This window comes from Bacteroides sp. Phil13 (assembly GCF_001940965.1).
GTDB classification, from domain to species: Bacteria; Bacteroidota; Bacteroidia; order Bacteroidales; family Bacteroidaceae; genus Bacteroides; species Bacteroides intestinalis.
The window spans coordinates 16,189-30,589 of sequence record NZ_MSHA01000083.1 but is presented as its reverse complement, the minus strand read 5'-3'; the positions used below and the strand labels follow the sequence as shown (position 1 = coordinate 30,589).

At 44.3% G+C, this 14,401-nt stretch carries 9 protein-coding genes; 5 read left to right on the top strand and 4 right to left on the bottom strand.

The window, feature by feature from the left end; all coding sequences use genetic code 11:
• Nucleotides 1-20: 20 nt before the first annotated feature.
• The 4 genes from BWI44_RS15790 to BWI44_RS15775 form a co-directional block, all read right to left on the bottom strand.
• Complete coding sequence (locus BWI44_RS15790) at nt 21-2,360, bottom strand: ATP-binding response regulator (protein ID WP_286814980.1); 2,340 nt, start codon at nt 2,358-2,360, stop codon at nt 21-23.
• A 41-nt stretch (nt 2,361-2,401) separates the two neighbouring features.
• Entirely contained in the window at nt 2,402-3,736 is a 1,335-nt protein-coding gene (locus BWI44_RS15785; RefSeq protein ID WP_286814979.1) for an MATE family efflux transporter, read from the bottom strand.
• Nucleotides 3,733-4,968, bottom strand: a complete 1,236-nt coding sequence (locus BWI44_RS15780; protein ID WP_286814978.1) for a M16 family metallopeptidase — start codon at nt 4,966-4,968, stop codon at nt 3,733-3,735. The genes BWI44_RS15785 and BWI44_RS15780 overlap by 4 nt, the downstream gene beginning before the upstream one ends.
• A 229-nt stretch (nt 4,969-5,197) precedes the next feature.
• A complete protein-coding gene (locus BWI44_RS15775) occupies nt 5,198-6,037 on the bottom strand; it encodes a peptidylprolyl isomerase (RefSeq protein WP_117707959.1) in 840 nt (279 codons plus the stop codon).
• Between the two features lie 91 nt (nt 6,038-6,128).
• Here BWI44_RS15775 and BWI44_RS15770 point away from each other — a divergent pair, with 91 nt between their 5' ends.
• The 5 genes from BWI44_RS15770 to BWI44_RS15750 all read left to right on the top strand — a co-directional run bounded on the left by BWI44_RS15770 (nt 6,129) and on the right by BWI44_RS15750 (nt 14,370).
• Entirely contained in the window at nt 6,129-7,487 is a 1,359-nt protein-coding gene (locus tag BWI44_RS15770) for a sigma-54-dependent transcriptional regulator (RefSeq protein WP_286814977.1), read from the top strand.
• Nucleotides 7,488-7,867: 380 nt separating this feature from the next.
• Complete coding sequence (locus BWI44_RS15765) at nt 7,868-8,131, top strand: hypothetical protein (RefSeq protein ID WP_044533176.1); 264 nt, start codon at nt 7,868-7,870, stop codon at nt 8,129-8,131.
• A 243-nt stretch (nt 8,132-8,374) separates the two neighbouring features.
• Nucleotides 8,375-11,359 (top strand): TonB-dependent receptor, encoded by a 2,985-nt coding sequence (locus BWI44_RS15760; RefSeq protein ID WP_117693109.1) that lies wholly within the window; start codon nt 8,375-8,377, stop codon nt 11,357-11,359.
• A gap of 25 nt (nt 11,360-11,384) precedes the next feature.
• The gene (locus BWI44_RS15755) at nt 11,385-12,707 is read left to right on the top strand and encodes a DUF4876 domain-containing protein (protein WP_286814976.1); all 1,323 of its coding nucleotides are present in this window, start codon (nt 11,385-11,387) and stop codon (nt 12,705-12,707) included.
• Nucleotides 12,708-12,753: 46 nt separating this feature from the next.
• On the top strand, nt 12,754-14,370 hold the full coding sequence (locus BWI44_RS15750; RefSeq protein WP_286814975.1) for a DUF6850 family outer membrane beta-barrel protein: 1,617 nt from the start codon (nt 12,754-12,756) through the stop codon (nt 14,368-14,370).
• The last annotated feature ends 31 nt before the right edge of the window (nt 14,371-14,401 follow it).

The window sequence follows — 14,401 nt, the reverse complement described above, 5'->3', positions numbered from 1 at the left end:
GTAGAAGACAAAAAGGCTATTTATTCCTCTACCTGTACTACGATATCTTCAATCTGAGCGAGTGCTGAGAAAGATTTCTCTTTTATCTTTTCACTGAATACTTCCCCGCGTGAGGCTTCAAGCTCTTTCAATAAAGCAACAAGTTCGTTAGCTCCCAGTAAAGTAAACAAGGGAAGCATCTTATGCCCCATGGCGGCAATGCCGTCTGTATCTTCAACATCTAATGCCTGTCGCAAGCGATCAGCATTCAGGCGTGTTTCTGTGACAAAACTTTCCAGAATAGATTTTGCCGCATCAGGATCATCACCTGAGAAAACAGTGAGAGCAGAGAAATTTAATGCAGAAGCAGGAACAGCTTCAGTTGCAACCTTATCGGTCTGTACAGCATTCGTTCCTATATGATTCTGTGGAGTAACAAGACCTGTTTCTCTCTTTTCAATATCCAATTCTGCCAACAGTTCATTCACCATAAATGGTTTGTGCAAGCTTCCGGCAAAACCATGTTTTAAAAACTCTTCACGTTGCATATCACTACGGGCAGTTACAGCAATCACAGGTATAGTCTTAGCTTGCGGAATATTTGAAGCACGCAACAGGTTCAGCAAGTCGAAACCATTCATGGCGGGCATTTGCACATCAGTGAGCAATACATCGAAAGTATCGGTACGGAGGGCTTCCAATAATTCATCCAATTGCAGACAAGCAACAGAAGTGATGCCACTCTGTGCAAGCATAGCAGAAGTGAGAGTGAGCTGGATACGGTCGTCATCAATCAAGAGGATATGCAAAGCAGGAGTTTGAGCAGGTGAAGAGGATGAATTTTCATTCTTCTGTTCATTCACTTCGGAAGTATCATTCAAAGCCACCGGATACAAAGGTATCCGCAACGTAAACGTACTCCCCTTTCCGAGCACACTATCTACTTCGATACGCCCTTCCAGCAGTTGCACCAACATACGGACAATAGATAATCCCAAGCCGAATCCTTCCTCTCCCTGTGCTCCCGGCAAACGGGTAAACTCCTGGAAGATACGTTCACGATCACCGGGCTCCATCCCCTTTCCCGTATCGATAACAGAAAGCTTCAAGTGATTTCCGGAGAAAGCCGGATCACCTTTCGGCACAAAGCTGGCAGTCAGCGTGATGCCACCCTCCGAAGTGAACTTCACTGCATTCGAAAGCAAGTTATTGACAATCTGACGCAAGCGTAAAGGGTCACTGATGAAAGTTCCTTTCAGTTCGGGATCTATCTCACATTTCAAAGACAATCCTTTGGCAGAAGTCAGCGGTTCAAAGCTGACGTATATTTCTTCCAGCAGGCGTGCAGGATGGAAAGTAACACGGTTTATCTCAGCTTTATGCAAGTCGAGGCGATGAAAATCGAGCAAATCGGTAACCAGTTTCAGCAGATGCTCCGAGGAGGTTTTCATGTTGTCGAGATAGAAGCGTTGCCGTCCGTCAACAGTGAGCCGGGAGAGCAAATCTGCATACCCCATGATAGAACCTAAGGGAGCTTTGAAATCGTGGGTAATGGCAAGCATCAGCTTTTCGCGAGAGGCAAGCAACTCTTCGGCGAAGCGGTTAGCTTCTTCCAACTGACGCCGATAGCGGTTACTACGAGTAACATCCCGCCAGATCATGACAAGAAAGATAACGGACAACGCAACAGCCCCCGCAGCAATGCCTGAAATAATCGTAGCAGAACGATGTCGTACCGCTTTCTGATACTCGGCCTCTTCACGGGCACGCAGCAGAGTTTCCTGTTCATATCCCTTCAAAAGACTGTCAATACGGGCACTCAACACATGATCAAGGCGTTGCAAAGTTCGCTTACGACGCTGCATCACACTATTGGCCGCTTTCCTTTGCTGGGCAACGGTACGTAATTTTGCGTGCAGTGAATCAACAGGATTATAAGCATCAAGCACAGTATCCGTAGCAACTTCAAGGGTAGTTTGTACCTGAACAGCAGAATCTTTGCGTGGTGGAACGAAGACTTCCCCCAGACGACGGAAGAAACCTTTCTTCTTAGGTTGAGTCACAACGGTATCACGACGGGCAGTAACACGACGTTGCACACGCTGTTGGGTGATAATGGTATCCTGCTCGGCTATAATCTGCTCCACCTCCCGAGCAGAAATCATGCTGTCATTAGCTTCGCTCAGCGTACGCAGCAAGCGGACCGTATTAGCATCTTTTTCCCGCAAAAGCCCTATCAGGCTATCCGTACGCAGGATATCACTATTATCCGAGCTCATAAGATTCTCCATTTCCCGGTGCACGAAGAACAGGGAATAAAGCAAGACTGCCAACAGGACCACATAACCGGCAGCTATCTTCTTCTTGGAGACATTATTCATATTTATATATTATAGTGATAGGGTGATAGTATCACTTTCCTTCATCTCGTTTTATAACGGAAACGCAGCCAAAGCATAATGCCTGCACTCGTCAGTCCGAATGGGAAAGCCATCCATACGCCGACCGTACCCCAACCCAGCACGAAACCGCATAAGTATCCTACAGGCAAAGATATAACAAAATAGGAAATAAATGCAATGAACATCATCGGTTTTACGTCTGCGATACCACGCAGGGCATTGGCAAAGCTGATTTGCAATCCGTCACCAAACTGGTAAACCAGGAATGGAAGGAACAAAGAAGATACCATGGCAGAAACCTCCACGCTATCTGTAAACCAGCCCCCAACCTGATTGCGCAACAGAAACACAATACTCAGAAGCACCACCGCCATTGCCAAGATGAGGTGATAACCGGCATATGCTGAACGGCGGACATTCACCATATCGTTCTGCCCCTTGAAGTTACTGACACGAACGGCAATCGCCGCCCCCATCCCGTAAAACATCATAAAGGTGAACTGAGAAATAGTAAGCATAATCTGATGTGATGCCAAAGCAATGGTTCCCAACCAACCGACCATAATCGTGCTGAGACTGAATGAAGCCGTCTCCATGCCCATCTGCAAGCCGACCGGCCATCCAAGTCCATTCAGTCTCCTGAACATTTGTTTCGACCATCCCAAACGGAAGAACCCCGCCTTATATCTTAAGAATCTGCGACTACGGAAAACAACCAGTGTAAAAACAATGACCATAACAATACGCGAGAACAGGGTACTGATACCCGCGCCCAACAACCCCAATTCCGGAAAGCCGAACTTTCCGTAAATCAATATATAGTTACCTATGATATTCAATGCATTTCCACCAAGAAGCACCCACATGGCTGTCTGTGTTTGGGTGATGCCATCCGTAAATTGCTTGAAGCCATTAAATAGCATAACAAATACCAGGGATGCTAACAGAATCAGGAAATAGGGTTTTATCAAGGGAATCAGTTCTTCGGGTTGCCCCATGTATTCCACACAGAAATAGACGACAGTCATAATAAGTGTCAGCAACAGCGCTACCAAAACATTGGCAAGCAGACTTGAGCGCAAAGCTTGTCCGGCCTCCATGAAACGACGGTTACCGTAGAACTCACCCACCACAGGCGTCAGTCCATAAGAGAAACCGGTACTGAAAATAATGCAAAGTGTAAAAAGATTATTGGTGAAAGAAGCAGCTGCCAACTCGGCCGTACTGTGGTGTCCCACCATCAGAGTATCGGCAAATCCGAGAACAATGACACCCATCTGGCCGATAACGATGGGAAGTCCTAAGTAAAAGAGGGCTTTATAATGCCCCTTGTATATAGCAATTAATCTATTCATTTATCTTTCTCATAATATAATACCACCGAGTTTTCCTCACGGAAAGTCTCTTGTGCAACTGCCTTCAGCTGCACTGCCGTCACTGCGCGATACCGTTCTACCTCACGGTCTATATCCTCTGCCTGTCCGGCCAATTCGAACCATGCCAGATTTGTGGCTACATTCAGGTAATTGATATTCCCGAATATCTGGGTGGATTCAAACTTATTCTTTACTTTCTCCAATTCCTGTTCTTCTATCGCCACTTGCTGTAACTCCTGCAACTCTTTGCGTACAGCGGCCTCAGCCTGTTCCAGTGATACTCCGGCTGATGGCTTTCCACTGATATGCAGCAATCCCGCATCACGCGTACCCGAAATATAAGCGTCTATGCCGGAGAACAATTTCTGTTCCTGCACCAACCGCCGGTTCAAGCGACTGGAACGTCCGTTACTAAGGATATCTGAAAGGATATCAAAAGCATAATAGTCAGGATGCTCGCGACTACACATGTGATAAGCCATAAACAGCGCATCCAGGGGGACAGGCCGTTTCACCACCTGCCTGCGTTCCTTTGTCTGTACGGGTTCCTGCGGCAATTGTCGCACAGGCACATCCCTGCGGGGAATCGGGCCAAACCACTTTTCTGTCAATCGGACAGTTTCTTCCCACGATATATTTCCGGTAACGGCAAGTACAGCATTATTAGGTGCATAAAAGCGGTAGAAGAATGACTTCACTTCCTCCAGTGTAGCTTGTTCAATATGCGATAAATCCTTTCCGATGGTAGGCCAGCGGTACGGATGCACCTCATAAGCCAACGGACGGATAAGATGTCCCACATCTCCGTAAGGCTGGTTCAGACAACGCTGTTTGAACTCCTCCATGACCACACCGCGCTGCACTTCAAGGCTTTGTTCACTGAATGCCAGTTCCATCATACGGTCGGACTCCAACCAGAAGCCAATCTCTACATTCGATTTGGGAACAGTGAGGTAATAGTTTGTAATGTCATTGTTCGTCCAGGCATTGTTTTCGCCACCTGCCGACTGCAAAGGGGCATCATAGTCGGGTATATTCACAGAACCGCCAAACATCAGATGTTCGAACAAATGGGCAAAGCCAGTATGTTCGGGATGTTCGTCCCGGGCACCTACATCATAAACGATGTTCAGTGCTACCATCTGAGTACTGAGGTCTTCGCAGTGTACCAGACGCAGTCCGTTATTAAGACTATATTTATTTATCTTCATAAGATCAGGAGTTTAAGCTGACAGAGGAGGAAATGATTCCTTTCTGGTGCAGTAATGAGGCAAATGATTAAGCAGTACTACCTGTCATCCTGAGCTTGTCGAAGGATCTACTCCCTTAACATAAGGCTGCGCTATACAGCAGGGGAAGAGATTCTTCGACTACGCTCAGAATGACGGATAGTCCACAAATCATTTCATTCAAACCCTACAGATTTGAACAGACAAGACTTTAGTCCAACACCACCACCTTCGTAATCTTCACATCCTCTTCCGGGCGGTCGCTACGGTCCGTTTTTACCTGCTGTATCTTATCTACTATATCCATGCCTTCAATCACTTCGCCGAACACAGTATATTCACCATCCAGGTGCGGAGTACCACCTACCGTAGTATAAGCCTTCACCTGCTCCGGTGTAAAGTGGAATTCCGGTTGCTTGGCAACTTCCGCCTCAGCCTGTGCAAACAGTGTATCCTGCAAGTTCATCAGACCATCCTGGTCATTTTCCTTACGCATCTTATAGATTTCCTTCATGTGTTTTTGTGCCAAAGCATTGAACACAGTAGTCAGACGATTCTGGTTCATCTGGTTCTCCATGCCCAGCAACGTAGTGTCATTATACACTTTACCCGTCACAATGTAGAACTGGCAACCCGACGATTCCTTCTCCGGATTCACATTGTCACCCTGACGCGCAGCAGACAATGCACCTTTCTTATGAAAATACTTCGGATAAACGAACTCAGCCGGAATCGTATAACCTACATCACCTGCACCCAGCATCTTTCCTTTCGGAGCATTCTTTGAGTCAGGGTCACCTGCCTGTATCATAAAATCCTTGATGACACGGTGGAACAATGTACCTTCGTATGTACCCTCTTCCGCCAGTTTGATGAAGTTATCACGATGTTGCGGCGTCTCATTATACAGTTTCACGATAATGTCACCCGCAGTTGTTTCGATCTTCAATTTAGTTTCCTGATCCATGTTTCTATCTTTCTTTTGTCCCGATTGGCAGGCTGTAACGCTGCAAATCAGTATGGTTAATAATACAATGAAATTCCTCTTCATAACGCTTTTTATTTAAATTAAGTTTGCAAATATACGATTTTCAGACAAATCGGTTTACCTTTGTGTCTTAAAAGAGACAAAAGATAAGGCAATGAAATCTATACTCATCGTTGAAGACGACATTACTTACGGTATGATGCTGAAGACCTGGTTAGGCAAAAAAGGCTTTCAGGTAGCTTCCGTCAGCAGTATCGCCCGCGCCCAGAAACATTTGGAAACAGAGGGTGCCGACTTGATTTTGTCCGACCTGCGTCTGCCCGACAAGGACGGCATCGACCTGTTGAAGTGGTTGGGAGAGCAAGGTCTGTCCATTCCGCTCATCATGATGACAAGCTATGCCGATATACAATCGGCGGTGCAAGCTATGAAATTAGGTGCCAGCGACTACGTTGCCAAGCCTGTAAATCCGGACGAACTTCTAAAGAAAATCAGTGAGGCTGTGAAACAACCCGCTGCTTCTCCCAGACAAGCCCCCAGTTTCGGGAAAGGAGAAAGTACCCATCAGAAAAATGCAGGCGGCACTCCGTCTTCCGACTATCTGGAAGGAGAGAGTGATGCAGCCAAACAACTCTATAATTATGTAAGACTGGTTGCCCCCACCACGATGTCGGTACTGATCAATGGTGCCAGTGGAACGGGTAAGGAATATGTAGCCCACCGTATCCATCAACTCAGCAAGCGTGCCGGTCAGCCTTTCGTTGCCATCGACTGTGGCTCCATCCCAAAAGAACTTGCCGCATCGGAGTTCTTCGGACACGTAAAAGGTTCATTCACCGGAGCATTGACAGACAAAACAGGAGCCTTTGTTGCAGCCAACGGAGGAACCATCTTCCTCGATGAAATAGGCAATCTCAGTTACGAAGTCCAGATACAACTGTTACGTGCCTTGCAGGAACGGAAAATCCGCCCGGTAGGTTCCAATAAAGAAATCACTGTAGATGTGCGACTGGTTTCCGCTACGAATGAAGATCTGGAACAGGCCATCGAGAAAGGAACTTTCCGTCAGGATCTGTTCCACCGTATCAATGAGTTCACTCTGCGCATGCCCGAACTCAAGGACCGGAGAGAAGACATCCTTCTCTTTGCCAACTTCTTCCTCGACCAAGCCAATCGGGAACTGGATAAACAGTTGATCGGGTTTGATGATGCAGCATCCCGGGCATTGCTGGAATACCACTGGCCGGGAAATCTGCGACAGATGAAGAATGTGGTACGCCGTGCCACCCTATTAGCGCAGGACCAACTTATTACGTTGAAAGAATTGACCGAGTTGCAGCAAATCACTCATCCCCACGTAGGTCTGCCATTACGTAATGAAGAAGCAGAAAAACATCAGATAATCGAAGCATTACGGCAAACGGGAAATAACAAAAGCCGGGCAGCTCAACTATTGGGTATAGACCGTAAAACCCTGTATAATAAACTGAAACTTTACGAAATAGAGAGCTAAAAAGGCTCTTCGCACCGTATACCAACCGCATCAAGTCCGTACCTACTCCGTATCTATACAGTTAGAATAGGTACGGACTTGACACGGACTTGGTACAGTGTTGGTACGGGCTTGATACGGACTTGGTATGCAACAGAGTACCTTAGTGTGGAATTTTTCCACACCTGATTCCACACTTTCCACACAATTCCACACTGTGCCACAGATTCCAAAATCTTCAATAGCACTAATAATCAACAACTTGTTCAATCAGCCTTCTCACTGGCACGAGCTTTGCAACTATATTTTACGTAAGCGTCAAGCTTCCTAAATTGAAAAAAGGAAACCTAAACTCTTAACTATAATATATATATTTAGTATAACTAAAAAAGCAAATGATTATGAAAAAGTTAGTATTAGTAGCAGCCCTGTTTATGTTTGTTTGTGGTGGTTCTTTCGTGGCAAACGCTCAGGACCCGGTGAAAACTCAACAGCAACAACCGGCAACGGGAAACGCTGAAGAGCCCAAAACCGCTGAGCCTGCCAAGGAAGAACCCAAAACAGAAGAACCAAAGGCAGAGGAACCGAAAGCTGAACAACCCGCAGCCAACGCTCCCGCCAACGGTACTCCTGCAACGGAAACACCTGCACAGCCTGCTGAATAATAGTAAGCACACTGCCACAAAAGCCGTTCCCTCCTTGTCTATTCTGGGGAACGGCTTTTGTCGTTTCTAGCCCCAACCCTATCATCTATCTTCTTGCAGAAACTTAAATACCTACTTATAAGTACTTCATCCCCCAACGACATCCCTAAATTACCAACAAATAGCGATTTCCTACCTGTCGACATCTCTTTACCTTTGCAAAAAAAATAGTAGTAGCACTACCGTTTTAATATAACATCCCCGATGGCTAACAGATATATATTATTCTTTCTTTTCACTTTAGGCTTTATACAATCAGGATTCTGCCAGCATTATACAATTAAGGGACGGGTTGTTGATAACAAGAACAAGTCTCCAATGGAGTTCGTTACAGTATACTTGCCCGGATACGAATTGTGGGCCATTAGTAATGAAAAAGGAGCGTTCACTATCAATCAAGTACCAGTCGGCAAAGTAAAAATCACTGCACAATATTTGGGATACGTTACGCAGACATTGGATATAGATGTACAGAAAAACATCGAAGACCTACTAATCACACTACAAGAAAATAATCTGACGCTAAATGAAGTGGTGGTTACAGCACAGAAAAAAATAAGTGATCCAACAACTTCATATACGATAGATCGTGCCACTTTGGATCATGCACAAATATTAAATGTCAGCAGTCTCAGCACTCTATTGCCGGGCGGTAAATCAACCGGTGATCAGAATCTGGCAAGCTCTGACGAACGTATCGCTCTACGAAGCGGAAGCAGCGAAATGGGAAATGCTTCTTTCGGCACTGCCATCACAGTAGACGGTGTACGCCTGCAAAACAACTCGGAGATGAGTGAAACAAAAGGTGTCGGTCTGCGCAATATAGGTTCTTCAAACATTGAATCAGTAGAAATCATTACAGGAATCCCATCTGTGGAATATGGAGATTTATCAAACGGAATCGTAAAAATAAATACGCGGAAAGGGAAAACACCGTTTATCATCGAATTGGTCACCCAACCTAAAACAAAACAAATTGCTATAAGTAAAGGCTTTTTGCTTGGAGACAGAGCAGGTACAATTAATACCAGTTTGGAACGCACAAAGTCAACCTCTGACTTGGCCTCTCCACATACTGCCTATGATCGCAATTCTTTAACATTGACTTACTCTAATACCCTGAACCGGAAAGCCCAGCGTCCACTTTCACTGAATGCGGGCTTTACCGGAAACATAGGTGGTTACAATTCTGAAGCCGACCCGGATGCTTTTAAAGATACTTATACAAAAACACGCGATTACACCTTTCGCGGAAACATCGGACTGAACTGGCTGTTGAACAGACCGTGGATAACCAACCTCTCACTGACAGCCTCCATGTCATACTCAGACAAGCTATCTAAAGTAAATACCAATAAAAGCAGTGCATCCACGCAGCCCCTTATTCATAGTACGCAGGAAGGCTACTTCATAGCAAGTAACTATGATAAGAATCCAAATGCTGAAATTATCCTCAGTCCTACCGGATACTGGTATCAACTGGCATATACCGATAACAAACCTGTCAGCTATGCAATGAAACTAAAAGCCGACTGGGCAAAACGTTGGGGAAAGATTTCCAACAGAATCATGCTTGGGGCGGAACTGAATAGTAGCGGTAACAAAGGCCGGGGACTCTATTACGATGATATGCGCTATGCACCTACTTGGCGTGAATATCGCTATGATGAATTGCCATTTCTTAATAATATAGCAGGCTATCTGGAAGATAGAATAATACTTCCTCTCGGAGAAAATTCTTCTTCCCTGGAATTGACAGCAGGAGTACGTTCGGATATCACCTATATCAAGAACTCCGAATACGGAACAGTAAATAGTTTCTCTCCACGTTTCAATGCGCAATATACATTATGGAAGAATGCAGATAAATGGGTCAGCAATTTAAATGTATATGGCGGTGTAGGTAAATCCGTAAAACTACCTTCATTTGAAGTCCTTTACCCATCACCCTCTTACTCGGATAAACTGGCCTTTGCTCCCGGAACTATGAGTGACGGAACCACTTTCTATGCTTACAGCACGATTCCCTCAAAAGCCATCTATAACCCCGACCTGAAGTGGCAATATACCCGACAAGCAGAGATCGGTATGGAAGCCACCATCAAAGGAACAAGGGTCTCGGTATCAGCTTTCCGGAACAGAACGTACAATCCATACATGCGTACCAATGTATACACACCTTATTCTTATAATCTGACAACTCAAGAGCATCTGAATAATTGCGAAATTCCTTCGGCAAACAGGGTTTACAGTATTGACCAGCAGACAGGTATCGTTACCGTTACAGATAAAACAGGTGCATACCCAAGCCAGGAATTATCTTATAATACCCGCAATACATTCAAATCGAACATCCAATATAGAAACGGTTCACCGGTAGAAAGAATGGGACTCGACTGGATTATTGACTTCGCACAAATCCCCGCGCTGAGAACATCAGTCCGCCTGGATGGAAATTATTACTATTATAAAGGTATAGAAGAAAACCTGATTGCATGGATGCCAAGCTCAGCATCGAATATGGCTGATGGCAACCCATATAAGTATGTGGGTTATTATGGAGGTTCCTCCATAACCTCTACTTCCTCTTCTACTTCTGCTTCCGTTTCTAACGGCAGCTTGTCTAAACAGCTTAATATGAATCTGACTATCACAACGCATATTCCCAAAATACGAATGATCCTCTCTATGAGAATAGAAGGTTCCTTCTATAATTATAAGAAGAATTTGTCGGAATACAGCAACGGAGAAAGTAGAGGCTTTGCCCTGGAGAATGCCGGAGATTACTTTAGTACTGATTATGATATCTACGGAAAAAACAAATATGTAGCTGTTTACCCGCTCTATTACTCTACGTGGGAAGATCCGGATACCCGGATACCTTTTGCAGAGAAATTTGCATGGGCAAAGGAGAATGACACAGCGTTATATAATGAGCTGGCAAAACTCGTAACTAAATCGAGTACATCTTACTATTTTAACCCCAACAAGATTTCCTCGTATTTCTCCGCCAACATTAACCTGACAAAAGAGATCGGAGATTTTGCCTCCATTTCATTCTACGCAAATAACTTCTTCAACCACATGGGACGGGTGAAATCATCACAAAACAATCAGGAATCATCACTCTACAACAGTTCATACATTCCGCAGTTCTACTACGGTTTGTCAATCAGACTAAAATTATAAGTGTTTAATTAAAATAGAAATGAAAATGAAAAAGTATGCTTTTCTAATTCTTAGTGTATTACTCTTTTGCGCAGCGTGCAGCGACGATGAGAATGATGTGTACAAAACCTATCTGGTGACTGTACAACTGGCTTATCCGTCAGGAAGTGAATTAAGTGCAGTAGAAGGAGTTCCGGTAAAGTTAACCGGAAGTACAGGTACTACTTATGATGCTACCACCGATGCCAATGGTAAGGCTGCTTTCACTGTACCGGCAGGTATCTATGAAGCTTCTGCCTCTGAAAAACGCGCTTCAAACGGTTACTCCTTTATACTGAACGGAGTTAAAAGCGGCATCACGGTAACGGAAACGTGGACTGGTGACAGTGTCGTAGAAGTGGCCTTAACAGAATCCAAATCAGGACAAGTTATTATCAAAGAGTTGTATGTAGGCGGATGTCAGAAAGATGACGGTTCCGGAAATTATCAATATGACAAGTATGTTATACTATATAACAATTCAGAACAGGCTGCCACGTTGGGAAACTTCTGCTTAGGAATGGTCAACCCATACAACGCAAACTCTACAATCAACGATTATAAAGACGGAGTACTATCCTATGCCAACGACAACTATATTCCTGCCGGATGTGGAATCTGGTATTTGCCCAGAAACTTAACCATCGAAGCCGGGAAACAAGTAGTTATAGCTCTGAACGGAGCCATCAACCACACATTGACTTACTCTAACTCTGTGAATTTAAGCACTGCAGATTATTGTACATATGATATTGAAGACTTTAGTCAGACAAACTATTACCCCACTCCTTCAGAGAGTATTCCTACTGCAAACTATTTTACAGCTTATAAATATGGGCAAGGAACAGCATGGGTATTGAGCAACCAGTCTCCCGCATTCTTCATTTTCTCGACTCACGATGTCACTCCTGAGGTCTTCGCCAGCAACACAGATTATCATTACACAGCCGATAAAGAAGGTAATGCTGTTTACCGTTGCACAAAAGTTCCTACAGACTGGATACTGGATGCAGTGGAAGTTTTCAGCCAGGCACAACTGGCCAAGAGTCAAAAGCGCCTGACGCCTGCTATTGATGCTGGATACACAGTCCTGACCAATGCACAGGGCTACACTTCATACCGTAACGTAGACAAACAAGCTACCGAAGCAGTGGAAGGAAATAGTGGTAAACTGGTTTACAGCTATAATTATGGAACAGATGGAAGCACTGATCCAAGTGGTATAGACGCCGAGGCATCTCTGAAGAATGGAGCACGTATCATTTACCAGGATACGAATAATTCGACAAATGATTTCCACCAGCGTAAACAAGCTTCTTTGAGAGATTAAAACTGCCTCTCTTAAACAATTAAACTACGAAAACAGCCCAGTATTGATGCTTATAAATAAAAGAATACTCCTATTCACACTGCTTAGCGGAGCTATCTGCTCCGTCTTTGCAGTGCAATATTCCGACTCTATTGGCTGGAAGAATCTTCCGTATATCAAGCAATCGGAAGCCTGGCTTAATAGTGAGAATGCCGCCGGACTACATACACTGTCTATCCCTCGTATCACTACAGCAGAGGTATACGTAGATAAACAGAACGGAGGATTTATTGATTATTTCCAGTCGGACAATAGCTTGGAATTCGGTGCTCAGGTGGAGTCATTCTATCGTCTCAATTCCAAAGTAGTATTCTACGGGAAAGTAGACTACCGTAACTTTGCGGGCAAAAACATGAGTGGTTCATATTTTATCAATCCGAAGAATACTCCTTTCGACATCGTAGAATATACCGATGAAAATCGGGGAGATAAAAAGCTGGAAAACTATCATCTGGTAGGAGCCGTCAGTGCCGACCTCTCAAAAAAGATAACGATCGGAGGAAAGGTAGATTACACTGCTGCCAATTATGCCAAGCAAAAGGACTTGCGTCATGTCAACAAACTACTTGATATGAATGTGACTGTCGGAGTAAGTTATCTACTCAACAAACAAATTGAGTTGGGGGCAAACTATTATTATCGCCGAAGTACGGAGGGACTGTTACTGGACATGTATGGCACTACTGACCAGATATATAATTCACTGATCAGTTACGGTAGTTTCTTCGGGGTTATGGAACAGTTCGGAGAAAACGGATATACAAAAGAGGGTGAAGAAAAACCATTGTTCAATGAATATCATGGAGGAGCCTTACAATTGAAATGGCACATTCTTCCAAAACTTCAATTCTTTAATGAATTTGCCTATAAATCACGTAGTGGATATTATGGTAAGAAATCTCCTGCCACGGTAGTTTATAGCGAACATGAGTCTGATATACTGTCGTATAACGGAACACTAACTTTACAAGAACGGAAAAATTTGCATTCCCTGCACATTGATTTCCAACAAGAAACATTGAACAATTTCGAGAATATTTATCGGTATAACAATGAAGGTGGAGGTATCAATAATGTAGATTATTACGGAACGCTGGATACCACAGACAAGACCACTTTGAATCTGAGTGCTGAATATAGAGGCAACTTTTTGGTAACAGACGGATGTCCTGCATGGGTGGCAAAAGGCAGCTTTTCTTATTTCAGCAGAGAACTTACAGCTTCTATGTATCCGTATTACCGGAAACAGGATATCACCTCCACAACATTTCATTTGTCAGGTGAACGCAACATATGTCACTCAAAAGATATGTATAGTCTATATTTAGGCGGAACATACGTTTTGGGTAATGGAAACGCCCTAAAAGACGGAACCTATGCCACTCCGTCGGAGAGCCAGTCCGCCCCCAAAAGTATGGATACGTTTCTGCACCAAGAATTTGAATACCTTACCTGCAAACGGCTGAAAGGGGAAATCGGCTTCAAATACGCGCATGCAATAGGTGCAAAAGGTATGAAAGGATATACTTCTATCCGCTACGCCATGACTAAAGCATTCGACGTGGAATATTTGGAAGGGAGTCAACGCCATGAGCTGACGTGGACTTTGGGAGTTACTTTTTAACAACAATAATGATTAACAATAAACAAAAAAC